The 25,858-nt window shown below is 70.5% G+C and carries 25 protein-coding genes and 1 pseudogene; 9 read left to right on the top strand and 17 right to left on the bottom strand.

Features of this window, described 5'->3' with window-relative positions; genetic code table 11:
* Positions 1-68 precede the first annotated feature (68 nt).
* Positions 69-2,183, top strand: a complete 2,115-nt coding sequence (locus Q1A98_RS13560) for a fructose-specific PTS transporter subunit EIIC (protein ID WP_299574370.1) — start codon at positions 69-71, stop codon at positions 2,181-2,183.
* 32 nt (positions 2,184-2,215) lie between these two features.
* On the top strand, positions 2,216-2,476 hold the full coding sequence (locus Q1A98_RS13555) for an HPr family phosphocarrier protein (RefSeq protein WP_299574367.1): 261 nt from the start codon (positions 2,216-2,218) through the stop codon (positions 2,474-2,476).
* A gap of 69 nt (positions 2,477-2,545) precedes the next feature.
* On the opposite strand, the gene hflX is transcribed toward Q1A98_RS13555, so the two are convergent.
* From hflX to Q1A98_RS13535, 4 genes are read right to left on the bottom strand one after another with little or no spacing between them, the layout of a single operon-like run.
* On the bottom strand, positions 2,546-4,111 hold the full coding sequence (gene hflX / locus Q1A98_RS13550; RefSeq protein ID WP_299574366.1) for a GTPase HflX: 1,566 nt from the start codon (positions 4,109-4,111) through the stop codon (positions 2,546-2,548).
* Between the two features lie 7 nt (positions 4,112-4,118).
* Positions 4,119-5,042 carry a diaminopimelate epimerase gene (dapF, locus tag Q1A98_RS13545; RefSeq protein ID WP_299574364.1) on the bottom strand — a complete coding sequence of 308 codons (924 nt, stop codon included), beginning with the start codon at positions 5,040-5,042 and terminating at the stop codon, positions 4,119-4,121.
* Positions 5,043-5,069: 27 nt separating this feature from the next.
* A complete protein-coding gene (miaA, locus tag Q1A98_RS13540; RefSeq protein WP_299574363.1) occupies positions 5,070-5,978 on the bottom strand; it encodes a tRNA (adenosine(37)-N6)-dimethylallyltransferase MiaA in 909 nt (302 codons plus the stop codon).
* The gene (locus Q1A98_RS13535) at positions 5,975-6,748 is read right to left on the bottom strand and encodes a hypothetical protein (protein ID WP_299574362.1); all 774 of its coding nucleotides are present in this window, start codon (positions 6,746-6,748) and stop codon (positions 5,975-5,977) included. Before Q1A98_RS13535 ends, miaA begins: the two co-directional genes overlap by 4 nt.
* Positions 6,749-6,935: 187 nt before the next feature.
* Here Q1A98_RS13535 and Q1A98_RS13530 point away from each other — a divergent pair, with 187 nt between their 5' ends.
* Positions 6,936-8,420, top strand: coding sequence for a DUF349 domain-containing protein (locus Q1A98_RS13530; RefSeq protein WP_299574361.1), 1,485 nt, complete (start codon positions 6,936-6,938; stop codon positions 8,418-8,420).
* A gap of 34 nt (positions 8,421-8,454) precedes the next feature.
* On the opposite strand, the gene Q1A98_RS13525 is transcribed toward Q1A98_RS13530, so the two are convergent.
* Positions 8,455-9,126 carry a hypothetical protein gene (locus Q1A98_RS13525; RefSeq protein WP_299574359.1) on the bottom strand — a complete coding sequence of 224 codons (672 nt, stop codon included), beginning with the start codon at positions 9,124-9,126 and terminating at the stop codon, positions 8,455-8,457.
* Positions 9,123-10,691: a tRNA (N6-isopentenyl adenosine(37)-C2)-methylthiotransferase MiaB gene (gene miaB, locus Q1A98_RS13520; protein WP_299574356.1), complete on the bottom strand. Its 1,569-nt coding sequence runs from the start codon at positions 10,689-10,691 to the stop codon at positions 9,123-9,125. Before miaB ends, Q1A98_RS13525 begins: the two co-directional genes overlap by 4 nt.
* Positions 10,692-10,918: 227 nt before the next feature.
* Here miaB and gluA point away from each other — a divergent pair, with 227 nt between their 5' ends.
* The 4 genes from gluA to Q1A98_RS13500 are packed head-to-tail and all read left to right on the top strand — an operon-like array spanning position 10,919 to position 14,227.
* Positions 10,919-11,647 carry a glutamate ABC transporter ATP-binding protein GluA gene (gluA, locus tag Q1A98_RS13515; protein ID WP_299574683.1) on the top strand — a complete coding sequence of 243 codons (729 nt, stop codon included), beginning with the start codon at positions 10,919-10,921 and terminating at the stop codon, positions 11,645-11,647.
* Entirely contained in the window at positions 11,647-12,675 is a 1,029-nt protein-coding gene (locus Q1A98_RS13510) for a glutamate ABC transporter substrate-binding protein (protein ID WP_299574354.1), read from the top strand. The genes gluA and Q1A98_RS13510 overlap by 1 nt, the downstream gene beginning before the upstream one ends.
* Positions 12,672-13,355, top strand: coding sequence for an amino acid ABC transporter permease (locus tag Q1A98_RS13505; RefSeq protein ID WP_299574352.1), 684 nt, complete (start codon positions 12,672-12,674; stop codon positions 13,353-13,355). Before Q1A98_RS13510 ends, Q1A98_RS13505 begins: the two co-directional genes overlap by 4 nt.
* Entirely contained in the window at positions 13,352-14,227 is an 876-nt protein-coding gene (locus Q1A98_RS13500; protein ID WP_299574351.1) for an amino acid ABC transporter permease, read from the top strand. The genes Q1A98_RS13505 and Q1A98_RS13500 overlap by 4 nt, the downstream gene beginning before the upstream one ends.
* A 7-nt stretch (positions 14,228-14,234) precedes the next feature.
* Here the strand turns inward: Q1A98_RS13500 and map are convergent, their stop codons facing one another.
* The gene (gene map, locus Q1A98_RS13495) at positions 14,235-15,008 is read right to left on the bottom strand and encodes a type I methionyl aminopeptidase (protein ID WP_299574349.1); all 774 of its coding nucleotides are present in this window, start codon (positions 15,006-15,008) and stop codon (positions 14,235-14,237) included.
* Between the two features lie 96 nt (positions 15,009-15,104).
* On the opposite strand from map, the gene Q1A98_RS13490 reads away from it, so the two are divergent.
* Complete coding sequence (locus Q1A98_RS13490) at positions 15,105-15,371, top strand: helix-turn-helix transcriptional regulator (RefSeq protein WP_299574347.1); 267 nt, start codon at positions 15,105-15,107, stop codon at positions 15,369-15,371.
* 11 nt (positions 15,372-15,382) lie between these two features.
* Here Q1A98_RS13490 and Q1A98_RS13485 read toward each other — a convergent pair whose 3' ends face one another.
* The 8 genes and pseudogenes from Q1A98_RS13485 to pgsA form a co-directional block, all read right to left on the bottom strand.
* Positions 15,383-15,976 carry a regulatory protein RecX gene (locus Q1A98_RS13485; RefSeq protein WP_299574345.1) on the bottom strand — a complete coding sequence of 198 codons (594 nt, stop codon included), beginning with the start codon at positions 15,974-15,976 and terminating at the stop codon, positions 15,383-15,385.
* A 23-nt stretch (positions 15,977-15,999) separates the two neighbouring features.
* Positions 16,000-17,043, bottom strand: a complete 1,044-nt coding sequence (recA, locus tag Q1A98_RS13480; protein WP_299574342.1) for a recombinase RecA — start codon at positions 17,041-17,043, stop codon at positions 16,000-16,002.
* A gap of 220 nt (positions 17,044-17,263) precedes the next feature.
* The gene (locus Q1A98_RS13475; protein WP_299574339.1) at positions 17,264-17,458 is read right to left on the bottom strand and encodes a DUF3046 domain-containing protein; all 195 of its coding nucleotides are present in this window, start codon (positions 17,456-17,458) and stop codon (positions 17,264-17,266) included.
* A 12-nt stretch (positions 17,459-17,470) separates the two neighbouring features.
* The gene (locus Q1A98_RS13470; protein ID WP_299574337.1) at positions 17,471-18,658 is read right to left on the bottom strand and encodes a glycosyltransferase; all 1,188 of its coding nucleotides are present in this window, start codon (positions 18,656-18,658) and stop codon (positions 17,471-17,473) included.
* 39 nt (positions 18,659-18,697) lie between these two features.
* A complete protein-coding gene (locus tag Q1A98_RS13465; protein WP_299574334.1) occupies positions 18,698-18,883 on the bottom strand; it encodes a hypothetical protein in 186 nt (61 codons plus the stop codon).
* Positions 18,884-19,101: 218 nt separating this feature from the next.
* Positions 19,102-19,833 (bottom strand): annotated as a pseudogene (locus Q1A98_RS13460) (PspA/IM30 family protein); the annotation flags it as partial.
* A gap of 118 nt (positions 19,834-19,951) precedes the next feature.
* Entirely contained in the window at positions 19,952-20,269 is a 318-nt protein-coding gene (locus Q1A98_RS13455) for a helix-turn-helix transcriptional regulator (RefSeq protein ID WP_299574329.1), read from the bottom strand.
* Positions 20,270-20,340: 71 nt separating this feature from the next.
* Positions 20,341-21,006, bottom strand: coding sequence for a CDP-diacylglycerol--glycerol-3-phosphate 3-phosphatidyltransferase (gene pgsA, locus Q1A98_RS13450; RefSeq protein WP_299574328.1), 666 nt, complete (start codon positions 21,004-21,006; stop codon positions 20,341-20,343).
* Between the two features lie 141 nt (positions 21,007-21,147).
* Here pgsA and Q1A98_RS13445 point away from each other — a divergent pair, with 141 nt between their 5' ends.
* Positions 21,148-21,684 carry an amino-acid N-acetyltransferase gene (locus Q1A98_RS13445; protein WP_299574325.1) on the top strand — a complete coding sequence of 179 codons (537 nt, stop codon included), beginning with the start codon at positions 21,148-21,150 and terminating at the stop codon, positions 21,682-21,684.
* Between the two features lie 30 nt (positions 21,685-21,714).
* Here Q1A98_RS13445 and Q1A98_RS13440 read toward each other — a convergent pair whose 3' ends face one another.
* Positions 21,715-22,755, bottom strand: coding sequence for a TerC family protein (locus tag Q1A98_RS13440; RefSeq protein WP_299574323.1), 1,041 nt, complete (start codon positions 22,753-22,755; stop codon positions 21,715-21,717).
* A gap of 240 nt (positions 22,756-22,995) precedes the next feature.
* Positions 22,996-25,809 (bottom strand): DNA translocase FtsK, encoded by a 2,814-nt coding sequence (locus tag Q1A98_RS13435; protein WP_299574320.1) that lies wholly within the window; start codon positions 25,807-25,809, stop codon positions 22,996-22,998.
* Positions 25,810-25,858 lie beyond the last annotated feature (49 nt).

Genomic DNA, 25,858 nt, shown 5'->3' with positions numbered 1-25,858 from the left:
ACCGACGACCGACGAAGTCCCGCAACAGTTCTCGTCACCACCGATCCACCTGAGCAGAAGAGGCACGAATGTCCACCACCCATCCCGGCCCGGCCACCCCGGGCTCCGACCCACAGGCGTCGACGATCATCGAGACGGCCACCGTCGCGCTCGACGTGAACGCCGGGTCCGACACCGCCGCGGTCATCCGGCACCTCGCCGACCTCCTGGTCGCCACGGGGCGTGCGAGTGCCGCCGACGGCCTCGTCGACGCCGCTCTCGCCCGTGAGGCTCAGTCGCCCACCGGGTTGCCCGGTGGTATCGCCATCCCCCACTGCCGCACCGAGGGCGTCACCCGGGCGAGCCTGGCGTTCGCCCGCCTGGCACCGAAGGTCGACTTCGGCGCGTCCGACGGCCCGGCCGACATCGTGTTCCTCATCGCCGCACCGGCGTCCGGCGGATCCGAGCACATGAAGCTGCTCAGCGCGCTGGCGCGGGCCCTCGTCCGTCCCGACTTCGTCGCGGCGCTCCGCTCTGCGCCCGACGCCGCGACGATCGTCGACCTCGTCGGCGACGTCGTCTCCCCCGCACCCGCGACCGGCTCCACCGGCGCCACGGCGAGCACGGCCCCGGCCGCCACCGCCCCGGCCACCACCGAGCCGGTCGCCGACACGACCTCCGGCAAGCGCACGTCGATCGTCGCGATCACCGCGTGCCCCACCGGGATCGCCCACACCTACATGGCGGCGGACTCCCTCACCTACGCCGCCGAGCGCGCCGGTGTCGACTTCGTCGTCGAGACCCAGGGTTCGTCCAAGTCGACCCCGATGGATGCCTCGGTGATCGCCGCTGCGGACGCGGTCATCTTCGCCACCGACGTGGGCGTCAAGGGCCGCGAGCGGTTCGCGGGCAAGCCCGTGATCGAGTCGGGCACCAAGCGCGCCATCAACGAGCCGGACGCGATGATCGCCGATGCGGTCGCCGCGGCCGGGAACCCCTCGGCCGCACGGGTCTCCGGCACGCCGGCCGCCGGCGGAGCCGCCGCCGCATCGACCAGCGAGCTGAGCTGGGGCGTCCGCCTGCGCCAGATCCTCCTGACCGGTGTCAGCTACATGATCCCGTTCGTCGCCGCGGGCGGTCTTCTGATCGCGCTGGGCTTCCTGCTCGGCGGGTACGAGATGGCGCTCAAGCCGAACGGCGCCACCGATCCCCTCGGCGCGACGATCGCGCTGAGCAACAGCCTCACCAACCTGCCCTCGGGTGGGTTCGCCCAGTATCTCGGAGGCGTGTTCTTCGAGATCGGGTCGCTGGCGTTCTTCTTCCTGGTGCCCGCCCTCGCCGGCTACATCGCCTTCGCGATCGCCGACCGTCCCGGCCTGGCACCGGGGTTCACCGCCGGGTACATCGCCTCGACGGTGGGCGCCGGCTTCATCGGCGGCCTCGTCGGTGGTCTGATCGCCGGCTTCGTCGCGCTGTACATCGGTCGGATCCCGCTGCCGCAGTGGGCTCGTGGTCTCATGCCGGTCGTCATCATCCCGCTGCTCGCCACCCTGATCACCGGTGCGCTGATGTTCATGGTGCTCGGTCGTCCGCTCGCCTGGGTCACCCGGGAGCTGCAGGACGCGCTGTCGAACATGTCGGGCAGCTCGGTCATCATCCTCGGGATCATCCTCGGCCTGATGATGTGCTTCGACCTCGGCGGACCGGTCAACAAGGCGGCCTACGCGTTCGCAGTCCAGGGCCTCGCCGTCGGCGCCGCGCCGGATCTGCGGATCATGGCGACCGTGATGGCCGCGGGCATGGTGCCGCCGCTCGCCATGGCTCTCGCGACCCTGGTGCGCCCGCGGCTCTTCACCGAGCCCGAGCGGGAGAACGGCAAGGCCGCATGGCTTCTCGGTGCGTCGTTCATCTCCGAGGGTGCCATCCCGTTCGCGGCGGCCGACCCGCTGCGCGTCATCCCCTCGATGATGGCGGGCGGCGCCGTCACCGGCGCGCTCACGATGGCGTTCGACGTGGGCCTGCGCGCCCCGCACGGCGGCATCTTCGTGTTCTTCGCGATGAGCAACGTCCTCGGGTTCCTCGTCGCACTCGCCGTGGGCACCGCGGTGGCGGCGGCGATCGTCGTCGCACTCAAGGAGATGCGCGTCCGCACCGCCAAGAACAGCGTCAGCGCCACCCCGGCCGCCGCACCCGTGGCAGCCTGACCACACCCGTCACCGAAGAAGGGACCACACCCATGCCCAGCACCACCGTCTCCGTCGGCTCCGCCGTCGGTCTGCACGCCCGGCCCGCGACGATCATCGCCGAAGCCGTCGCGGCCGCCGGTTCCGCCGTGACGCTCGCCGTCGAGGGCGGGGAGCCGATCGACGCCGGCTCGGCGCTCATGATCATGACGCTCGGCGCCGAGAAGGGGACGCCGGTCGTCGTCACCGCCGACGACCAGCCGACACTCGACTCGATCGCCGGCCTCGTCGCGAAGGATCTCGACGCGGACTGACCGACACGACGACGCGGCCCCCGGTGCTCACCATCGAGCACCGGGGGCCGCGTCGTGCGTGGGGTCGGCTCAGATCCTCAGGTCGTCCAGTTCACCGGCCAACGCGGGCGGGACGCGGACGTGCAGGCGTGTGCCGTTCTCGGCGTGCTCGGTGTCGAGCACGTCCCCGTGAGCATGGATGCGCGACACCAGGTCTCCCCGCGAGTAGGGCACGAGGACCGTCATGTCGACGTCGTCACGACTCGCGACCTCGCGCACCCGTGTGAAGAGCTCCTCGAGCCCGGTCCCGGTCGTGGCCGAGACGAACACGGCGTCGGGGAACTCACCGCGGAGGGCGGCGAGCACCAGCGGATCGGCCCGGTCGATCTTGTTGATCACCAGGATCTCCGGCGGCGAGACCGCGTCCTCCTCGGCGACGACGTCGGCGATCACCCGGCGGACGGTCGAGATCTGATCCATCGGCATCGGGTCCGACGCGTCGACGACGTGCAGGACGACGTCGGCGTCGACGACCTCCTCCAGGGTCGAGCGGAACGCCTCGATCAGCTGGGTCGGGAGGTGACGCACGAACCCGACGGTGTCGGTGAACGTCACCTCACGCCCGTCGTCGAGGGTGGCGCGGCGCGTCGTCGGGTCCAGGGTCGCGAACAACGCGTCCTGCACCAGCACGCCGGAACCGGTCATGGCGTTGATGAGGCTCGACTTGCCGGCGTTGGTGTACCCGGCGATGGTGATCGTCGGCACCACCGACGACTTCCGTCGGGTGCGACTGACCGTGCGGGCGGTCTTCATCCCCCGGATCTCGCGGCGCAGCTTGGCCATCCGCTCACGGATGCGACGGCGGTCGGTCTCGATCTTGGTCTCACCGGGACCACGCAGGCCCACGCCGCCGTTGCTGCCGGCGCGACCACCGGCCTGGCGGGACATGGACTCACCCCAGCCGCGCAGACGCGGGAGCATGTACTCCATCTGCGCCAGCGCGACCTGCGCCTTGCCCTCTCGGGAGGTGGCGTGCTGGGCGAAGATGTCGAGGATGAGGGCTGTGCGGTCGATGACCTTGACCTTGACGATCTTCTCCAGCGCGGTCAGCTGTGCCGGGGTGAGTTCACCGTCGCAGATGACGGTGTCGGCGCCGGTCGCGAGGACGACCTCGCGCAGTTCGTGCGCCTTGCCGGAGCCGATGTAGGTGGCCGGGTCGGGGCGGTCGCGGCGTTGGACGACGCCGTCGAGGATCTCCGACCCCGCGGTCTCGGCGAGTGCGGCGAGCTCGGCCATCCGTCCGTGGACGGCTGCCTGCGAACCCTCGGTCCACACACCGACCAGAACGACGCGCTCGAGGCGCAGCTGTCGGTACTCGACCTCGGTGATGTCGGTGAGCTCGGTGGACAGACCGGGCACACGCTGTAGCGACGACCGTTCGTCGAGCTGGAGTTCGCCGGTGGTCGGTGTGCGTCGTGCACCGTCCGAGCGGTCGGTGGGGTCGTTGGCGTGGTCCGGGGTGTCGTCGATGTCGGCATAGGCGACGCCGGAGGGGTTCTCGGTGAAGAAGGTGGTCTCCTCGGTAGATGGGCGCGTCGGGGATGTCCCCCGCCGGCGGTCGGGTTCGCTGGTCGGGTCGTGATCGGGTGCCGCCATCAGTGACTCACACCGACGGTGTCACGTGCACTCGGTTTTCCACCGGGCTCGCGACCGTCTCCCGCAGGCACACGGTCCCGATCGCGACGAGGCGGGACGGCCCGCGCAGGGTGGCGCCGTCGTGGGTGATCGTCACGGTCACGGTGCCTCCCGGTATGTGAACGTCCAGGGTGCCTTGCGGCTTCCCGGTCTGCGCCACGAGTGCGGCCGCGGCCGCGGCGACGGTGCCGGTCCCGCAGCTCCGGGTCTCGCCGACGCCGCGCTCGAGCACGCGCATGTGGACGGCTCCGTCGCGGGCGGGGGTGATCACCTCGATGTTCACGCCGTGCGGGAAGACGGTGCTGTCGACCGTGGCTCCGCCGCTGAAGTCGAGGGCGTCGAGGTCGGCGACGGTGAGGCCGTCGACGACGCACGCCAGATGGGGGTTGCCGACGTCCACCGCGACGCCCTCGAGCTGTCGGCCCAGGGTCGTCGCGCTGCGCTGCCCGATCCGGACCGGGCCCATCTCGACGGTCACGTCGGCGGCGGCGGCGTCGGCGTCGCGGACATGCACCCGGCGTCCGCCGGCACGGCTGCCGACGACGAACTCGGTGGTGTCGACCAGCCCGGCCACGACGAGGTGGTGTGCGAACACGCGGACGCCGTTGCCGCACATCTCCGCGATCGACCCGTCGGCGTTGCGGTAGTCCATGAACCAGTCGGACGTGGCCACCCCGGCGGGGATCTCGTCGAGCACGCCTGCGACGACGAGGGCGTCGGTCCGCGCCACCCGCAGCAGTCCGTCGCCGCCCAGTCCGGCCCGGCGGTCACACAGCGCGGCGACGAGGTCGGGGGTCAGGTCGAGGCGTGCGTGGTGGTCCGGGAGCAGCACGAAGTCGTTCTCGGTGCCGTGTCCCTTGACGAACGGGAGCGCGGTGTCGACGTCGGCCATCCCCTCAGGGTAGTCACGCGGGCGACGTCAGCCGTGGTCGATCACGGTCGCCACGGCGTCGACCAGCCCGGAGGCACCCGCGTCGAGCCAGTGCACCCGCGGGTCGCGGCGGAACCACGACCGTTGACGCCGCACGTAGCGGCGGGTCCCCACGAACGTCGCCTCGACCGCGTCGTCGAGCGACATCGTCCCGTCGAGGACCGCCAGCGCCTGGGCGTAGCCGATCGCCCGCGCGGCTGTCCTCCCCTCGCGCAGTCCGCGGTCGACGAGACCGGCCACCTCCTCGAGCAGACCCCCGTCGAACATCGCCGCCGTCCGGGACCGCAGTCGGTCGTCGAGCGCGGTGGTGTCGCGGTCGAGCCCGACGATGTCGGTGGACCATCGCGGGTCCCCGATCCGCGGGGCGGAGGCGGCGAACGGTCGGCCGGTGAGCTCGACGACCTCCAGGGCGCGGACGATGCGTCGCCCGTCGGTGGCCAGGATCGACGCCGCGGCGTCGGGGTCGACCTCGGTGAGCCGGGCGTGCATCGCGGCGACACCCCGGTCGGCGAGTTCCCCCTCGAGACGCGTGCGGACCGCATCGTCGGTGGCGGGGAACGACCAGTCGTCGAGCAGCGACTGCACGTACATCATCGAGCCGCCGACGATCACCGGTCGGCGCCCGCGGGCGAGGATGTCCTCGACGTCGGCGCCCGCGGCCCGCTGATACCGCGCGACAGTAGCGATCTCGGTGACGTCGAGGACGTCGAGTTGGTGGTGCGGGATGTCGCGTCGCTGTTCGACGGGCACCTTGGCGGTACCCACGTCCATGCCGCGGTACTGCTGCATCGCGTCGATGTTGACGATCTCGCCGTCCCACCGCCGCGCGACGTCGAGCGCGAGGTCGGATTTGCCCGTCCCCGTGGGCCCGACGATCGCGATCGGCCGCACGGTCATCGGGCGGCCGACGCGATCCCCCACCAGGCGACGTGTGCCCCGACCCCGAAGGGCGCGCCGTGCCAGAGGGATTCGGCGACCGGCGGGCCGTGGCCCGCGGCGCGCCACACCGCGGCGGCGATCTGCAGGACCGCGCGACCGTCGACCCGCGCGTGGGCGCAGCCCTGGACGTCAAGGGCGGTGATCGCGTCGAGGTCGCCGCGGGCGACGGCGGTGTCGACCGTCTCCTGTATCGCCTCGGCACCCTCGATCAGCCCCCCCGGTGCCTTCACGGTCAGACCGGTCGAGCCGTCGGCGACGACGAGCAGTCCGGTCGGTGTCGCTTCGTCGGCGAGGAGATCGGTGACCAGGCCGGTGGCGACCGCGACGCCGGCGCCGTCGAGGGACGGGACGACGACGACCGGGTCGACGGTCACGTCGGGCGCGGTCTCGCCTCGCAGCCAGGCCGCGGTGAGCACGGTCGTCGGGAGACGGTCGGCGACGGCGGCGGGCGGCGTCCCGGGTACCAGCCGGACCCGCACGTCCACCCCGAACCCGAGATAGGTGCCGTTGGTGGGGAGGTCACCGTGGCGGATGCCTGTGTCACCGACGGGCTCGGGATCGTGCACGTCGGCCGTGCACAGCGCGATCCACCGGGTCGGCGCGACCCTGGCGAGACGCTCCCCCAGGCGCCGGACGGCGACACGGGGCGCGTCGAGGTCGGCTGCAGGACCGGTGAGGGCGGGGACGAGCGACGGCGACCCGGGCACGATCGCGACGGCGGCGAGCACGCCTGCACACGCTACCGATCCGTCGTGCCGGGAGGTCGTCGAGCGTCGGCGCCTGTCGTACGAGTGCGCACCAAAACGGACGGCACCTGCTTGAATGGTCTCCACCGCGCGCCGAGCGCGGGCTCGCCGCGCGGCGCGCGGCACGACGACGGCAGCCGTGACGCGCGGCAGGACGAGGGATCACGCGATGAGCGAGGACGCGGGCCGGGCGGCCCCACAGGACATCGGCACCGTCGAGGACGCGACAGCGTCCCCACCCGCGGAGATGTCCGCCGGCGTCGCCGCGGACACCGCCGTGGCCACTCCTCCTGTCGCACCGGAGACGGTCGCACCGACCCCGTCGGCCCCGCCGAAGCCGGGCCCCCGTCCCGGTCCCCGCCCCGGCCCACGACCGGCGCCCGGTCCGCGGCCGACCGCCACCCCGCACATCGAGGTCCCCCATGCCCGTCCCGCCTCGGACCCGTCGCTGTTCGGCCGCGTCGACGACGACGGCACGGTCTGGCTGATCGAGGAGGGCACCCCACGGATCATCGGGTCCTGGCAGGCCGGCACCCCGGCGGAGGGACTCGCACACTACGGTCGCCGCTTCGACGACCTCGCCACCGAGGTGGAACTGCTCGAGGAGCGCCTCGCGGTCGGCACCGGTGATCCACGCAAGACGAAGGCGTCGGCGATCGCCATGCGCGACAGCCTCGCCGACGCCGCGGTGATCGGCGACGTCTCCGCGCTGCGGGCCCGACTGACCGCGGTGATCGAGGGAGCGGACGGCATCGCCGAGGAGCGCACACGGGCCCGCGACGCCGCCCGCACGGCGGCGATCACGCGCAAGGAGGAGCTCTGCGGCGAGGCGGAGACGATCGGCGCGGAGAGCACGCAGTGGAAGCACGCCGGTGACCGCCTGCGCGCGATCCTCGACGAGTGGAAGACCATCAAAGGTGTCGACCGCAAGACCGACGACGTGCTGTGGCGGCGGTACGCCAAGGCGCGGGACGCCTTCAACCGTCGCCGCGGTGCGCACTTCGCCGAACTCGACCGCGAGCGTGCCGGCGCCCGGGCGCGCAAGGAGGAGATCATCGTCGAGGCCGAGGCGCTGTCGACGTCGACCGACTGGGGTCCGACCGCCGGACGGTTCCGGGAACTCCTCGCCGACTGGAAGGCCGCCGGCCGCGCCCCGCGCGACTCCGACGACGCACTCTGGGAACGGTTCAAGGCGGCGCAGGACGTGTTCTTCGCGGCGCGCAACGCCGCCCAGTCCGAACGCGACGAGGAGTTCGCGGCCAACGCCGACGCCAAGCAGGCCCTGCTCGACGAGGCGGAGAAGTCCGTCGACCCCACGTCCGACCTCGACGCGGCACGACGTGCGTTCCGGGACGTCCGGGAGCGGTGGGACGCGATCGGCAAGGTCCCGCGCGAGCGCATGCAGTCACTGGAGCGCGGTATCCGGGCCATCGAGAAGCGGGTCCGCGACGCCGAGGAGACCCACTGGCAGCGGACCGATCCCGAGGTGGCGGCCCGCGCCGAGCAGTTCCGTTCCCGCGTCGCGCAACTCGAGGAACAGGCCGAGAAGGCCGCTGCGCGCGGCAAGGACAAGGACGCGGCGGATCTCCGTGCTCAGGCGCAACAGTGGCGCGAGTGGGCGACCGCTGCGGACAACGCCGTCGGCGGTCGCTGACCCCTCACCCACACAGCCTGCGGCGGCGAGGCGGTCAGGCGGTGCCCGCCGTGCTCTCCGGACCGCCGGTCGACTCGTCCTCGGGCTCGGTGGTGTCCGGACGCGCCCCGGCCGACCTCTGCAGCGACCGCGCGCGCTCCTCGGCCACGCGGGCCTCCTCGCGGCGCTCCGCCTCCAGCGCCAGGTGGTAGGAGGTGCGGGCCCACACGACCCGGGACCAGTGGAAGACGATCACGATCAGCGCGAACCACCCCAGGACCAGGCCCGGGCCCACGCCGTGCGGTGGTGTCACCCCGCTCACGCCGGGGGTGTTGCGTGACCACCAGGCGAGCATCCCGGCGACGCACCCGACGGCGCTCCCGCACAACGCCACGAAGGCGACCGTCCACCGACGTGTCACGAGCGCCAGCATCGAGAAGCCGATCCCGAAGACGACGAGCAGGTAGACGAAGACCCGCGACGTGATGGTCACGCGTTCGTCCCGCGCCGCACTGGAGAAGGTCAGCACATCGATGCCGTTCGCGGCGCCCGTGTGCGGCAGCACCATCGCCACGATGGCCACCAGGACCGCGGCCGCCACGACGACGGCGCGGGCACCGGGTTCGATCTCGCCCGCGATGCGGCGCTCGGCCTTGCGGAGGTCGCCCTCGAGCTGTTCGAGTCCTGCGTGCGCACCCGAGCCGGTGCCGTGCTGACTGTCGCTCATGCCGAACATCCTTCCGAACACGACGACGCCGCGGGGCTCGCGGTCGCCGTCCTCGCAGGGGCGCCGACGCCCGGCATCCCCAGGCCGACACCGATCGGCGGTGTCGACGGTGTGCGTCCCGCCTCCCAGGCGTCGCCCGCACGGGTCCGACGATGTGCGCGCAGCGCTCCGTCGGCGACGAGATGGTGGGGCGCCGCCTCGGTGACGACGGTCTCGACGAGATCGCCGGCACGCACGGTCCCGTCCGACCCCGCCACGTCCGGCGCCAGGAAGTGGACCAGACGCCCGTCCCGGGCCCGGCCGGTACGGCGGCCGGTGATCGCACCCTTGCGCCCGCTCTCCGCCATCACCAGCAGTTCCACCTCGGTCCCGATGAGCCGCCGGTTCTCCTGCAGGCAGATGTCGTCCTGGAGCGCGGTGAGCCGCAGGTAGCGCTCGCGGACGACGTCGGCGGGGACCTGGTCGGGCAGGTCGGCGGCCGGTGTCCCGGGCCGCTTGGAGTACTGGAACGTGAACGCCGAACTGAACCGCGCACGCTCGACGAGGTCGAGTGTGGCGGCGAAATCCTCCTCGGTCTCCCCGGGGAACCCCACGATGATGTCGGTGGTGATCGCAGCGTGCGGCATCGTCGAGCGCACCTCGTCGAGGATGCGCAGGAAGCGGTCGCGGCGGTAGCTGCGCCGCATCGCCCGCAGGACGCGGTCGGACCCGGACTGCAGCGGCATGTGCAACGCAGGACACACCGCGGGGGTCTCGGCCATCGCGGCGATCACGTCGGACCGGAACTCGGCCGGGTGCGGCGAGGTGAAGCGCAGTCGCTCGAGTCCCTCGACCGACCCGACCGTGCGCAGGAGATCGGCGAACGCCGACCGATCGCGCGGGGTCTCGGGGTCGGCGAACGACATCCCGTAGGCGTTGACGTTCTGCCCGAGCAGCGTCACCTCGAGGACACCCTGCTCGACGAGCGCCTCCACCTCGGCGAGGACGTCGGCGGGCCGGCGGTCGACCTCTCTGCCGCGCAGCGACGGCACGATGCAGAACGTGCAGGTGTTGTTGCAGCCCACCGAGATCGACACCCATCCGGCATAGGCGGACTCGCGGCGGGCGGGCAGCGTCGACGGGAACGCGCTGAGCGACTCCTCGATCTCGACCTGGGCCGTCTCGTTGTGCCGGGCACGGTCGAGCAGGGCCGGCAGCGACCCCAGGTTGTGGGTGCCGAACACGACGTCGACCCACGGCGCGCGGTCGACGACGGTGGACTTGTCCTTCTGGGCCAGGCACCCGCCCACGGCGATCTGCATACCCGGGCGCTGCGCCTTGACCGGGGCCAGGTGCGACAGGTTCCCGTACAACTTGTTGTCCGCGTTCTCCCGCACGGCGCACGTGTTGAAGACGACGAGATCCGCGTCGTCCTCCGACGTCGCCCGCTGGTACCCCGCGTCCTCCAACACGCCGCTGATCCGCTCGGAATCGTGGACGTTCATCTGGCAGCCGTACGTCCGCACCTGGTAGCGGCGCGGGACGTCGAACTCGGGGCTCGCAGGGTGGGTGACCGGGGCATTCATCGCAGACCAGGGTACGTCCGTGCCGGCGCCGGACCTCATCCGTGCCGGTGTGACGGGCGCCGCCGCGACGCGACGAACCTCGGCGCACCGGCCGTCGCAACAGTAAAGTCCTCTTTGCTCTCGGCACACCCCGCCGCTGAGCAGCACCGTCGAACAGCGAGGTTGGCTTCCCCATGACCGTTTCGCAGACCGGCCCGGCGACCCCGGAGACCGGGCAGGCGCCGCCGATGATCTCCCTGCGGGGTGTCGACAAGTACTTCGGCGACCTGCATGTCCTCGATCACATCGACCTCGAGATCCCCCGCGGTCAGGTTGTCGTGGTGCTCGGGCCGTCAGGGTCGGGCAAGTCGACGCTGTGCCGCACCATCAACCGGCTCGAGCCGATCGACTCCGGCGAGATCCGTGTCGACGGGACGGTGCTGCCGTCGGAGGGCAAGGAACTCGCGCGCCTGCGCACCGACGTCGGGATGGTGTTCCAGTCGTTCAACCTGTTCGCCCACAAGACGATCCTCGACAACGTGACCCTGGCCCCGATCAAGGTCCGCAGGAAGAACAAGGCGGAGGCCCGCGCGAACGCCGAGAAGCTCCTCGAGCGGGTCGGCATCGCCGAGCAGAAGGACAAGTACCCGGCCCAGCTCTCCGGCGGCCAGCAGCAGCGTGTCGCGATCGCCCGGTCGCTGGCGATGGAGCCGAAGGTGATGTTGTTCGACGAGCCGACCTCCGCGCTCGACCCGGAGATGGTCAACGAGGTGCTCGACGTCATGGTCTCCCTCGCCAAGGAGGGCATGACGATGGTGGTGGTGACCCACGAGATGGGCTTCGCCCGCAAGGCCGCGGACCGTGTGGTGTTCATGGCCGACGGCGCCGTCGTCGAGGACACCGACCCCGAGAGCTTCTTCACCGCGCCGTCGTCGGACCGCGCGAAGGACTTCCTCGGCAAGATCCTGGGCCACTGATGCGGCAGACCCCCCGACGACCCCGCCTGCGGGCGGCCGCTCTCACACTGGTCGCGCTCGCGGTGGCCGCCGGCGGCCTCACCGCCTGCGGCAACACCAATCCCCGCGATCTCCTCGGGTCAATCCGTGACGGCTCGGTCATCCTCGGCACGAAGTACGACCAGCCGGGCCTGGGCCTGCGCGAACCCGACCGGGACTTCACCGGGTTCGACACGCTCGTCTCCCGCTACGTCGTCGACTCCATCTCCCGCGAGCTCGGGGTGCGAACGCCGAAGATCACCTGGCGCGAGACCCCGTCGGCGCAACGCGAGACGCTCATCGAGAACGGCGAGGTCGACATGATCGCCGCCACCTACTCGATCAACGCGGCGCGGTCGAAGCGCGTCGCGTTCGCCGGTCCGTACCTCGTGAACTATCAGGGACTGCTGGTACGTCGCGACGACACGGGCATCCGCACCCTCACCGACCTCGACAAGGGCAAGAAGCTCTGCTCGGTCACGGGATCCACCCCGGCGCAGAACGTGAAGGCGCAGCTGCCGCGAGTCCAGTTGCAGGAGTACGACTCCTACTCCGGCTGTGTCGAGGCGCTCCGCCAGGGCAAGGTCGACGCCCTCACCACCGACGAGGTGATCCTCGCCGGCTTCGCCGACTTCGACATCTACAAGGGCGATTTCCGCGTCGTCGACATGACCTATCCGAAGAACGCCTGCGTCACGTCCTCGGGCAAGAAGGTCCTCCGCAAGGCCGGTACCCCGTTCTCGACCGAGCGCTACGGGATCGGGATGGCGAAGGACTACCCGAAGTCGGTCGCCGCGGTGAACGCCGCCCTGACGAAGATGCTGACCCCGGACGGCTCCGGCACGTCACCGTGGGAGCGCGCGCTGCGCTCGTCAATCGGTGACACCGAGGTCGACAAGCTGATGCAGCGGGCGGAGGCGCCGGCTTCCCCGTTCGCATTCACCCCGAAGCCCGGTGACCTGTCGTTCCTCGACTCGGCGTCCACGCCGTGCCCGGCGGGGCTGTCATGAACGAGTTGTGGTCGGACATGGGCCCACAGTTGTGGCCCGCGTACTGGACGACGTTGAAGCTGACGTTCTTCTCGGCGGTCGGGTCGCTGATCTGGGGCACGATCCTCGCCGCGTTCCGGGTCTCCCCCGTGCCGGTGATGCGAGCGTTCGGGACGGGATACGTGACCATCGTCCGCAACACCCCGCTGACGCTGATCATCATCTTCTGCTCGATCGGGCTGTACCAGAACCTCGGGCTGACACTCGCACCCGAGAACGAGAACTTCGTCGAGAACAACAACTTCTGGCTCGCGGTTCTCGGGTTCGTGCTCTACACCTCGACGTTCGTGTGCGAGACGCTGCGGTCGGGCTTCAACACCGTGCCGCTCGGGCAGGCCGAGGCGGCCCGGTCGCTCGGGCTCAGCTTCGGTCGCGTCTTCGGGCTCGTCGTGTTGCCCCAGGCGGCGCGGTCGGTGATCGGACCGATGGGAAGCGTGCTCATCGCGTTGACGAAGAACACGACCATCGCGTCGGCGATCGGCGTCGCGGAGGCATCGCTGCTCATGAAGGAGCAGATCGAGAACTACGCCGACCAGATCGTCGCGATCTTCGCGATCATCGCCGTCGGCTTCATGATCATCACCCTGGCGGAGGGCTACGTGTTCGGCTGGCTGGCACGACGACTGGCGGTGCGGCGATGAGCGGCGCAACCGTCCTCTACGACTCCCCGGGGCCCAAGGCGCGGCGACGCAACGCGATCGTGGCGGTCGTCTTCGGACTGGTCCTCGTCGCGGTCGTGGTGTTCGTCCTCGTGACCCTCGCCGGCAACGACCAGCTGACCGCGCAGAAGTGGAAGCCGTTCGTCACCGCGACGACGTGGACCACGTACCTGCTGCCGGGTCTGTGGGGCACGTTGAAAGCAGCGGCGCTGTCGATCGTGTTCGCGTTGGTGCTCGGCGGTGTCCTCGGTGTGGGGCGGCTGTCCGAACACCGATGGGTACGGATGGTGTCGGGCGCGGTCGTCGAGACCTTCCGCGCGATCCCTGTGCTGATCCTGATGATCTTCGCCTACTACCTGTACGCGGAGTACGCGGTCTTCCCGTCGCTCCAGCTGTCGTTCGCCGCGGTGGTGACCGGGCTGACGCTGTACAACGGGTCGGTCATCGCGGAGATCATCCGGTCGGGCATCAACTCGCTCCCGTCGGGACAGTCCGAGGCGGCGAAGGCGCTCGGCCTGCGTCCGGGTCAGATGATGCGGCTCATCCTGCTCCCGCAGGCGGTGACGGCGATGCTGCCGGCGCTGATCTCGCAGATGGTCATCGCTCTCAAGGACAGTGCGCTGGGCTACGCGATCGGCTACATCGAGGTGGTGCGTTCCGGCATCCAATCGGCGTCGTTCTACGGCAACTACCTGCCCGCGCTCGTCGTCGTCGCGATCGCGATGATCATCATCAACACGGGTCTGTCGCAACTGGCGACGACGGTCGAGCGGCGCATCCGGACCGGACGGCGCAAGGAGGCAACGGTTCCCGCGGACGAGACCCGGTCGCAGGTGGACACGGTCGGCGCCTGAGAAGGGGTCAGGCTGCGGGGACGGTCAGCACCCGGGGCCCGTCGTCGGTGACGGCGACGGTGTGCTCGCTGTGTGCGGCCATCGACCCGTCGGCCATCCGGAGCGTCCAGCCGTCCTCGTCGACGACGAGGTCCGGGGCACCCCGCGACCACCAGGGCTCGAGCGCCAATGTCATCCCCGGGCGCAGGCGCAGGCCCTTTCCGGCACGACCGCGGTTCGACACGTGCGGGTCCTCGTGCATGGTCCGACCGAGTCCGTGGCCACCGAAGTCGGTGTTGACGCGGTATCCCTCTGCTTCGGCGACCGCGGCGATGGCCGCGGAGATGTCCCCGAGCCGGTTACCGGGCACCGCGGCGGCGATCCCGGCGTCGAGTGCTCGACGGGTCGAGTCGATCAGCGCGATGTCATCGTCGTCGTGAGCCGTCCCGACGACGACGGTGACCGCGGAATCGGCCACCCAGCCGTCCACCGACACGGCCAGGTCGAGGGAGAGGACGTCACCGTCTCGGAGCACGTGGTGCCGGGGACGGCCGTGCAGCACGGCGTCGTTCACCGACAGACAGATCACGTTGCGGAACGGGCCGCGCCCGAACGAGGGCGCGTAGTCCCAGTAGCAGGACTCGGCCCCGGCGTCGGCGAGGAGGTCGCGGGCATGGTGCTCGAGCTCCATCACGTCGACCCCGGGGCGAGCCTCGACGGACAGCGTCGACAGCATCCCCGCGACCACGTCGCCGGTCCGCGCCATCGCGTCGACCTCGCCCGGCGTCTTCAGCTCGATCACCCTGCACCCCGTCTCACGTCGCCCGTTGTCCGGTATTTCAATACCGGTGTCCGACGGTACCAGCAGCGGTACAGAAATGCCGGTTACGATCGGCACATGGTCCGCGTCCCCCTCACGCCCGAACAGCTCGACGCCGGCCGACGCCTCGGCGCGGTGATTCGCGAGGCCCGGGGCGATCTCGATCCCGGCGCGGTCGCGGCGGCGGCGGGGATCTCACCGGAGACGTTGCGCAAGATCGAGGTCGGTCGCATCCCGAGCCCTGGCTTCGGCACCGTCCTGGCCGTCTGCGAGGCGATCGGCCTCCCTCTGGACGAGGCGGTCGAGGCGTGGAAGGGCGTACGCCCCGGCCGACTCGCCGGCTGAGGCGTCGGCCGTCAGTCGAGGCCGTCGAGGGCGCTACGGACGAGATCGAACGCGACGTTCGCCGGGTATCCCCGTCGGGCGAGCATCGCCACCAGACGCCGGGTGTGGCGGTCCCGGTCGCCGCGATCGGCGATGTCCGTCGCGGACAACGACCCCACCTTGCGGGCGAGGAGTTCCTCGGCGCGGGCCCGTTCGTCCTCGTCGTCGACGAGCGACAGTGCGCTCTCGGCCACCGCCGGATCGACGCCCTTGGTGCGCAACTCGTTTCGGAGCGCGATGCGTCCGCGCCCGTTGTTGCGGTGACGCGACTCCACCCACTGACGGGCGAAGTCGGCGTCGTCGAGGAGTCCCATCGAGGTCAGCCGGGACAGTGTCCGGTCCACCTCGTCGGGCGGGAACTCCTTGTCCAACAGCCGGGCCCGCATCTCCGAGCGTGACCGGGCACGAACCCCGAGCAACCGCAACGCGCTGTCCCACGGGGACGGCCCGTCGCGGTCACCGTCGCGCGACCCCCGCGCCGACCCGGACCGGTCGACGTCGACGCGGGGGCGGGCGACGATCTCCTCGGTCGCCGACCGCAGGCGGTCGATGGCGTGTGGATCCATCGTGGCGCTCCGGCGGCGGGAGGTCAGAAGTCGACGGGCGCCGGCGCGATCTCGTCGGCGTCGAGGACGGCTCCGATGCCCAGCTTCTCCTTGATCTTCTTCTCGATCTCCTCGCGGGTGTCGACGTTCTCGAGGAGGAACTTGCGAGCGTTCTCCTTGCCCTGACCCAACTGATCACCCTCGTAGGTGAACCACGAGCCGGACTTGCGGATGAAGCCCTCCGCCACACCGAGATCGATGAGCGAGCCCTCGCGGCTGATGCCGTGGCCGTAGAGGATGTCGAACTCGGCCTGCTTGAACGGCGGGGACACCTTGTTCTTGACGACCTTGACGCGGGTGCGGCTGCCGACCGCGTCGGTCCCGTCCTTGAGCGTCTCGATACGACGGATGTCGAGGCGGACCGAGGCGTAGAACTTCAGGGCCTTGCCGCCCGTGGTGGTCTCCGGCGAACCGAACATCACGCCGATCTTCTCGCGCAGCTGGTTGATGAAGATGACGGTGGTCTTGGAGTTGTTCATCGCACCGGTCATCTTGCGGAGCGCCTGGCTCATCAGACGTGCCTGCAGACCGACGTGACTGTCACCCATCTCGCCCTCGATCTCGGCGCGCGGCACCAGTGCGGCGACGGAGTCGATGACGAGGATGTCCAGCGCACCCGACCGGATCAGCATGTCGGCGATCTCGAGCGCCTGCTCACCGGTGTCCGGCTGGGAGACCAGCAGGGCGTCGGTGTCGACGCCGAGCTTGGCGGCGTAGTCGGGGTCGAGCGCGTGCTCCGCGTCGATGAAGGCGGCGATGCCGCCGTTGGCCTGGGCGTTGGCCACCGCGTGCAGGGCGACCGTGGTCTTGCCCGACGACTCCGGGCCGTAGATCTCGACGACACGGCCCCGGGGCAGCCCGCCGATGCCCAGCGCCACGTCCAGGGCGATGGAACCGGTCGGGATGACCTCGATCGGGGGACGGACCTCGTCACCGAGGCGCATCACCGATCCCTTGCCGAAGTTCTTGTCGATCTGGGCCAGCGCCAGATCGAGGGCCTTCTCGCGGTCCTGCGGTGCGGTTGCCATGATGCTCCTCGCGTCTCGTGCGGCCCGTCGGCGAGCCGGTGGTTCTCGATGCGCGTCACGCTAGGGCCTGCCTCCGACAACGACGTCTCGTCGATGCCGGGGGCTGTGGACGGTGGGCATCTGTGGATGACCGCCGGCGCTGACGCGATCGAACGACGTCAGACTATCCCGAACACGTGTTCGACGCCCGTACCGACACGCTCGGCGTGTCGGGGCGATGTCACCAGCGGTCGCGCGGGACGTCGAACTCGCGGCAGTAGGCCTGCCAGACCGTCTTGGGGTCGATGCCGTCGTCGAGTGCGCGGGCGCCGGTGCGTCCGTCGAACTCGACGAACACGTGGTCGCGGAGCATGGACTCGGCGGCGACGGAACCGAACTCGGTGTACATCAGCTCGGTGAACTCGGTGAGGCGCATCGTGTGCCGAGTTTAGTCGCGACGGGAGGCACCGGCCGCGGCGTGGCACACCGCGACCGGGTCGTCGACGTCATAGACCCCGGCCGCGGCCTGGCGCGCCGCCGCCGCCACGCGCGCGTCGCCGAGGACGTCGAGGCAGGCTGCACGGACCGCCGTGACGTCGGGCGGTCGGACACAGGCGCCCACGCCGGCGCGCCGGACCCGGTTCGCGAGCTCCCACTGGTCACCGCCGCCGGGCACGGCCACCACCGGGACGCCCGCGGCGAGACTCTTCGCGAGCATCCCGTGCCCGCCTCCACAGACCACCAGCGACGCCTCGGCCAGCACCCGGTCCTGACGCGCGGTCCCGGCGACGGCCCACGACGGGAGGGTGTCGACGGCGACGTCCAACGCGGAGACGACCACGCGCAGCGGCACACCCGTGAGCGCGGGATCCAGAGCGGTCAGGACGGTCTGCCCGAGATCGGGGACGCCGGTGGCCGCGGTCGACGGGGCGACGACCACGAGCGGACCGTCGCCGGCGGGCGGGGTGAACACGGTGTCGGTGGGCTCCCAGAGGAGCGGTCCCACGAGGTGGGCATGTGCGGGCCAGTCCGGGCGGGGCACCTCGAGGACCGGCAGCGTCGCGATCAGGCGGGCGGCGGGGCCAGGCGCGTCGGCGGGCAGCCCGATCGCGGTCCGGGCGGCGCCGCGCTGGCGCTCCCCCTCCGCCCGGGACCGCGCGGTGAGCGTGCGCATGATGGCGTCGCGTGCGCGGCCGCGCAGTCCGTTCCCGGGAGCCAGTCCGCTGCCGATGGGCGGCAGGGCACGCGAGGGCTCGTAGAGCGGGTGCGGGGACAGCTCGACCCATGGGAGGCCGAGGGCCTCCGCAGCCCAGCCACCACACACGGTGATGACGTCCCCGACGACGAGGTCGACGTGCTGTGCAGCCAGTGGGCCGAGGAGATCGGTGGCCATCTGCGCTGCGCGCACGCTGAGGCGGGCGCCGGCGTCGGTGTCGTCGCCACCGGTGCGGTCGAGCCCGGGGAGCACGACGAGGGAGACGCGCTCGTCACCCGCGGTGCGGCGGTGCCACCGCCGCTGCCAGGGTTCCCCGGTGAACACGACCACGTCGTCACCTGCGGCGGCGAGTCGTCGAGCGAGGGCGATGGCCGGGATGGCATGTCCCGCATCGGGTCCCGCGACCACGGCGACGCGCACCCGCTCCCCTTCCGACGGAGCCGACCGACCGGGCCGACGTCAGACGATGGTGTCACCTGTCTTCGCGCCGGCGTCGGAGGGGCGGGTGGCCCAGCGGTAGACGGTGACGCCGCCGATGACGACGAGAGCCACCACCGCCAGGGCGGCGGCACCCTTCACCAGCGCGACGACGAGTCCGAACAGCAGCCAGACGGCCACCACGGCGAGCGCGATCTTCCACCACATCAGATGTCCTCCGAGGTCCACGGCCGACGTCGGTCGTCGGCCCGTGCACCCAGGGTCACGTGTGGACACCGCGTCTGTCACCGGTCCGCGCCGGAACCGGGGGGAAGATCAGGGACTCCCCCGAGGGCGTCCCAGAGGACCCGTCAGGCGTTCTCGGGACCCTTGGTGAGATCGGTGCGGTTGCCCTCGATGCCGGGGGTGGTGGTGCCTCCGGATCCGGACGGCAACTCGCCCTTCATGTTCGCGCGGATCTGCTCGAGGCGGGAGTGGCCGGCCATCTGCACCGAGGCCTGCTGCACCTCCATCATGCGGCCGCCGACGGTGTTGCGCGACAACTCCGCCGACCCGAGTGCGGTCGCGTAGCGTCGTTCGATCTTGTCACGCACCTGCTCGAGGCTCGGGGTGTTGCCCGGTGCGGACAGCTCGCTCATCTGCTGCAGCGAGTTCGACACCTGCTCCTGCATCTTCGCCTGTTCGAGCTGCGAGAGCAGCTTGGTCCGCTCGGCGAGCTTCTGCTGCAACATCATCGAGTTCTGCTCGACGGCCTGTTTCGCCTGGGCCGCGGCCTGCAGCGACTGATCGTGCAGGGTCTTGAGGTCCTCCACGCTCTGCTCGGCGGTGACGAGCTGCGCGGCGAACGCCTCGGCGGCGTTGGTGTACTCGGCGGCCTTGGCCTGGTCACCCGCAGCGCTCGCCTGGTCGGCCAGGGTCAGCGCCTGGCGGGTGTTCGCGTTGAGCTTCTCCACGTCCTCGAGCTGCCGGTTGAGCTTCATCTCGAGCTGGCGCTGGTTGCCGATCACGTTGGCCGCCTGCTGCGACAGCGCCTGGTGCTGGCGCTGGGCGTCCTCGATGGCCTGCTGGATCTGGATCTTCGGGTCGGCCTTCTCGTCGATCGTGGCGTTCCCGTAGGCCATCATGTACCGCCAGGCCTTCACGAATGGGTTCGGCATGGGTGCCCCTGTCCTCGATGAGCCGCGGTCGGCAGGCCCTCGCGGGCCCGCGCCGCATCGTGCCCACCAATCTAGCGGGAGTCGCGACGACGCACACAGACCCCACGCGTCCCGCCGTTCACGCGGCGGTGAGTGCCCCCGAATCGCTGGGCGCCGGAATGACGACCTTGGTGTCCGGGTCGATGCGGGCGTCGACGGAGCCGACCCGGCGCATCGCGGCACCGGCATCGCTCACGACGTCTCCGAGATCCACCCGCAGGGCCCCGCAGATCGACGCCAGCAACTCGCTCGACGCCTCCTTCTGGCCCCGCTCGATCTCCGACAGGTACCCGAGGCTGACACGGGCGTCGGTGGAGACCTGACGCAGCGTCCGACCCTGTTCGATGCGGACGCGGCGGAGACTGTCGCCGAGTGCCTCGCGTAACAACGCTGCCATGTGCGGTCCTCCTGGATCCTCACCGGGTGGAACGCCTGAGTGACCCGATGCGTTCCCGGGTCCGGCCGACTCTAGTCCGGCCGCCGCGTCGACGCCGGACGCGCGGCCGCGGCATCCCGACGACGGCCCGCGGACCGCACGCGCAGCGCCTGCCACACGTAGTCGAGCCCGGTCAGGATGGTCATCACGATGGCGGCGGCCATGACGACGACCGCGGCCCAGTGCACCGGACCGGGAAGCGGGAGGATGTAGAGGCCGATCGCCACGGCCTGCAGCAGGGTCTTGAGCTTGCCGCCACGGCTGGCGGGGATCACCGCGTGCCGCAGCACCCAGAAGCGGAGTCCGGTGACGCCGAGCTCGCGGACGATGATGACGACGGTGACCCACCAGGCCAGGTCGCCGAGGATCGACAGACCGACCAACGCGGCGCCGATCAGCGCCTTGTCCGCGATCGGGTCGGCCATCTTGCCGAAGTCGGTGACGAGCCCGCGACTGCGCGCGACGCGGCCGTCGACCTGGTCGGTGACCGCGGCGACGGCGAAGACCACCCACGCCGCGATCCGCCACACGGTGTCGTGACCGCCGTCGACGAAGAGCGTCACCAGGAACACCGGCACCAGGACGATGCGGAAGACGGTCAATGCGTTGGCCAGGTTCACGACCGGGACGTCGCTGACGGGGTCGGTGATCGGGTCGTCGGGCCTCGCACGCAGCGAGTTGCGCATGCGCTCGGTCATCGCGTCCACCCGGCCGCGTGCGATGCGACCCGGACACGGCGCCACCGCGAGACGGTCCCGTGTCGCGCGTCACCCACGCCGACGAGACTATCGGCCGGTCGGGCGCGGTCACCGTGCAGGTCACCGATTACTGTGTCGCGCATGGCAGACGACGAGCCGCGTCCGCACACGCCCGCTGCCGGCGACATCGTCGTCCGACGCGCCCGCACCTCCGATGTCTCCCGGATCAAGGAGATCGTCGACATGTACGCGGGGCGGATCCTGCTGGAGAAGAACCTCGTGACGTTGTACGAGGCCGTGCAGGAGTTCTGGGTGGCCGAGATCGACGGCGTCGTCGTCGGATGCGGTGCGTTGCACGTCCTGTGGGCCGACCTGGGCGAGATCCGCACGGTCGCCGTGGACACCGGCTGCGTCGGCCGCGGTGTCGGTCATCGCATCGTGGCGCGCTTGGTGGCGTGCGCACGCGACCTGCAGTTGACCCGGTTGTTCGTGCTGACGTTCGAGACCGACTTCTTCGGCCGCCACGGGTTCACCGAGATCGACGGCACCCCCGTCACCGCCGAGGTCTACGAGGAGATGTGCCGCTCCTACGACGCGGGCGTCGCGGAGTTCCTCGACCTCAGCTACGTCAAGCCGAACACGCTCGGCAACACGCGGATGCTCGCGACCCTCGACTGAGGGCCGCGAGCATCCGCGGTCAGGAACCGATCAGGCGTCGCGCACCGACGGGGCGGGCGAACTCGTCACCGGCGGGTCCTTCGGCCCGTCGCCCTTGCGGGCGTCCGAGCGCGACTTGAGCAGGCTCGCCACGGTGGTGATCACGAGGGTGCCGACGATGATGCTCAGCGACAGGCCGGTCGAGATCTCGGGGACCTTGATCATCTCGCCGCCGTTGATGAACGGCAGGGTGTTTTCGTGCAGCGCGTGCAGCACCAGCTTGACGCCGATGAAGCCGAGGATGATCGACAGGCCCCACGAGAGGTACACGAGCTTGTCGAGCAGTCCGTCGAGGAGGAAGAACAGCTGACGCAGACCCATCAGGGCGAACGCGTTCGCGGTGAACACGATGTACGGCTCGGTGGTCAGCCCGTAGATGGCGGGGATCGAGTCGAGCGCGAACAGCACGTCGGTGAATCCGATGACGATGAGCACCATGAGCATCGGGGTGGCCAGCCGCTTGCCGTTGACCTTGGTGAACAGCTTGTCGCGGTTGTACTCGTCGGTGGTGCGCAGGTACTTCTTGACGAACTTCATGATGGCGCTGTCGCCCTCGTCGTCCTCCTCCTCGTGCGACGCCGCCTCGCGGACGAGCTTGACCGCCGTGTAGATGAGGAACGCGCCGAACAGGTAGAAGACCCAGCTGTAGGCGTTGATCGCCGCAGCACCGACCGCGATGAACGCGCCGCGCATCACGAGCGCCATGACGATGCCGAGCAGCAGCACCTTCTGCTGGTACTCCCGGGGCACCGCGAACTTGGCCATGATGATGACGAAGACGAACAGGTTGTCGACGGACAACGCCTTCTCGGTGATGAAGCCGGCGTAGTACTCACCGCCATAGGTGCCGCCGTACTGCCACCAGATGAAACCGCCGAAGATCAGGGCGATCGCTATGTAGACCGCCGACCACGAACCGGACTCCTTGAGCGACGGTGCGTGTGGTGTGCGGACGTGGGCGTAGAAGTCGAAGACGAACAGTCCGATGATCACCACGATGGTGACCAACCAGACGGTCAGGGACACGTTCACGACAGGATTCCTCCAGCTCTCCATGCATGGGCGCCAGAGGTCTCTCCCACCCGATCATCGATCGGGCCGACATCCCGGAACAGAGATGGTCACCGGTGATCGGCACCGGTGACACCGCTGAACGTATTGACGAGACTGCCGCGACAGGGATACTCCCCTCGAAAGCAAAGACTACTTTACCTTTGGTTTGTCACGCGTGCATCGTCGCAGGTCAGCGGACGGGACTTTCGGACGAACCGGTCATTCGTCGTCGCCGGACCCGGCGACACCGCCCTGGATCGACGCCATCACGCCCGCGAGGTCCTCGGGTTTGACGAGCACCTCCCGGGCCTTGGATCCCTCGCTGGGACCCACGACGCCGCGGGTCTCCATCAGGTCCATCAGGCGACCCGCCTTGGCGAAACCGACGCGCAGCTTGCGCTGCAGCATCGACGTCGACCCGAACTGACTCGACACGACGAGCTCGATCGCCTGCAGCAGGTCGTCCAGATCGCCGCCGATGTCGGCGTCGATGTCCTTGCTGTCGCTCGCCTTCTGGGTGGTGACACCCTCGTCGTACTGGGGGTCCGCCTGCTCCTTCGCGAAGTCGACGACGGCGGCGATCTCCTCGTCGGTGATGAACGCGCCCTGCATGCGGATGGGTCGGTTGGCGCCCATCGGGATGAAGAGGCCGTCGCCCATGCCGATGAGCTTCTCCGCTCCGGGCTGATCCAGGATGACGCGCGAGTCGGTCAGCGACGACGTCGCGAACGCCAGGCGGGACGGCACGTTCGTCTTGATCAGACCGGTGACGACGTCGACCGACGGCCGCTGCGTGGCGAGGACGAGGTGGATCCCCGCGGCACGCGCCTTCTGGGTGATGCGGACGATCGCGTCCTCGACGTCCTTCGGCGCGGTCATCATCAGGTCGGCGAGCTCGTCGACGATGGCGAGGATGTACGGGTAGGGACGGTAGACGCGCTGCGATCCGAGCGGCGTGGTGATCTCCCCCGACCGCACCTTGCTGTTGAAGTCGTCGATGTGGCGCACCCGCGACGCCTTCATGTCCTGGTAGCGCTGTTCCATCTCCTCGACGAGCCACGCCAACGCGGCCGCGGCCTTCTTCGGCTGCGTGATGATCGGGGTGATGAGGTGCGGGATGCCCTCGTACGGCGTGAGTTCCACCATCTTCGGGTCGATGAGGATCATGCGGACGTCGTCCGGCGTGGCGCGCGTGAGCAGCGACACGAGCATCGAGTTCACGAAGCTCGACTTGCCCGAGCCGGTGGAACCCGCCACCAGGAGGTGCGGCATCTTCGCGAGGTTCGCCGAGACGAAGTCGCCCTCGATGTCCTTGCCGAGGCCGATGACGAGGGGGTGCTTGTCCTTCCGGGTCGTCGGCGCCTTGAGGACGTCGGCCAGGCGCACCATCTCGCGGTCGGAGTTCGGCACCTCGATGCCCACGGCCGACTTGCCCGGGATCGGCGCGAGGAGCCGCACGTTGTCGGTGGCTGCGGCGTAGGCGATGTTGCGCGCCAGCGCCGTGATCTTCTCCACCTTCACGCCGGGTCCGAGTTCGACCTCGTACCGGGTGACCGTCGGACCGCGGGTGAAACCGGTGACGGCCGCGTCGATCTTGAACTGCTCGAGGACCGCGGTGATCCGGTCGATCATGTCGTCGTTCGACGCGCTGCGCGTGCGGGGCGGTTCGCCGTCGATGAGCAGCGACGCCGGGGGGAGGCGGTAGTCGCCCTCCACCGGCCGGTCGACGAGTTCGTCGGTGTCGGCCACGGCGGGCGCCGGGGACACCGGGGGCGGCGTGGCCGACTTCTTCGGCGCGGCGCGTCGACGCCGGGGCAGCACCTCGGTGACCTGCTCGGCCAGCGGCTCCGGGGTGTCGTCGATGACGGGTTCGGTGAGCGCCTCGCTCGCCGTGACGGGACGGTACGGCGCGACGGGCGGATCCGGCGGGTAGTTGTCGTACGGATCGTCCCCGTACACCGGTGACCCGTCGACGTCGGCGTCCGCGAGGTCGTCGTCGTACCAGTCGTCGGGCGCGAGGTCGTCGTCGTGGAACGCACGTCCGTGGCCGATGCCGAGGTAATCACCGGCGCGGGTGACGGCCTCGCGCACCGTCATCCGCAGGGCGAGCAGGACGCCGAACACCATGCACAGCACGAGGATCGGGACCGACACCCACGCGGTGAGCCCGGTGGTGAGCGGGCCGGCGGCGGCGAAGCCGAGGAAGCCACCGGCACGGAGGCGGCCGTCGAAGTCGATGGGTGCACCGGCGACGAGGTGCCACAGGCCGAGCAGGGGGAGGCCGAGCAGCAGGGCGACCCCGATCCGACGTCCCCGTTCGGCCGGGGCGGGTCCGCGGCGCATGAGGGCGACCGCGGCGGCCAGCGCCAGGAGCGGGACCAGGACGGCGGCCGATCCGACGACGGCGCGGACGAGCGTGTCGACGAATGCGCCGATCGGTCCCGCGGCGTGGAGCCACACCGACGCCCCGATCAGGATGGCGGCGGCGATCAGCCCGAGCGCGAACCCGTCACGGCGGTGGTCGGTCGGTGCGGCGCCGGCGACCGTCGCGCTCGGCGTGTCTGCCGGGTCACCGAACGGGTCGTCGTCGACGTCCAGATCGGCGTCGACGACGTCGGCCTCGACGGTGGGGTGCGACCCCACCCGTGCCAGTGAACCGACGCCGCGGGCCATGGCCATCCAGCCGGCGCCGAGACCACGGCCCACTCCCCGACCGACGGCCTTGGCCGCCGACCGCCGGGGTGGCGCGTCGTCGAAGCGCTCGTCGACCACGGCCGTCGAACTGCGGCGTGTGGAGGCGGTGGACCGGGTCGAGGTGGTCTTGGCCCCGCCCCGCGTACTCGAGCCGGCGCGGGTGGTGGACCGGGTGCCGGTCCCGCGGGACGAAGAACGCGATGTCGTCGACCGTCCGCCACGGGCGGTGGAACTCGCCGCGGTGCCGGATCGGCGGGTGCCGGTGGTGCGGCGTCCCGAGGCGGCCTTCGACTGCGACGCGGACGCGGCGGAGCTACGGGCCGTCGACTTGGGGCTCATGACGCTCAGGATAAACCGCATACGTCACAGAGACCCCGTCCACCTCACC

Origin of the sequence: uncultured Williamsia sp., assembly GCF_947494875.1 — a bacterium.
Classification (GTDB): domain Bacteria; phylum Actinomycetota; class Actinomycetes; order Mycobacteriales; family Mycobacteriaceae; genus Williamsia_A.
The sequence above is the reverse complement of the archived record's forward strand: the minus strand, read 5'-3'. Positions and strand labels throughout refer to the sequence as shown.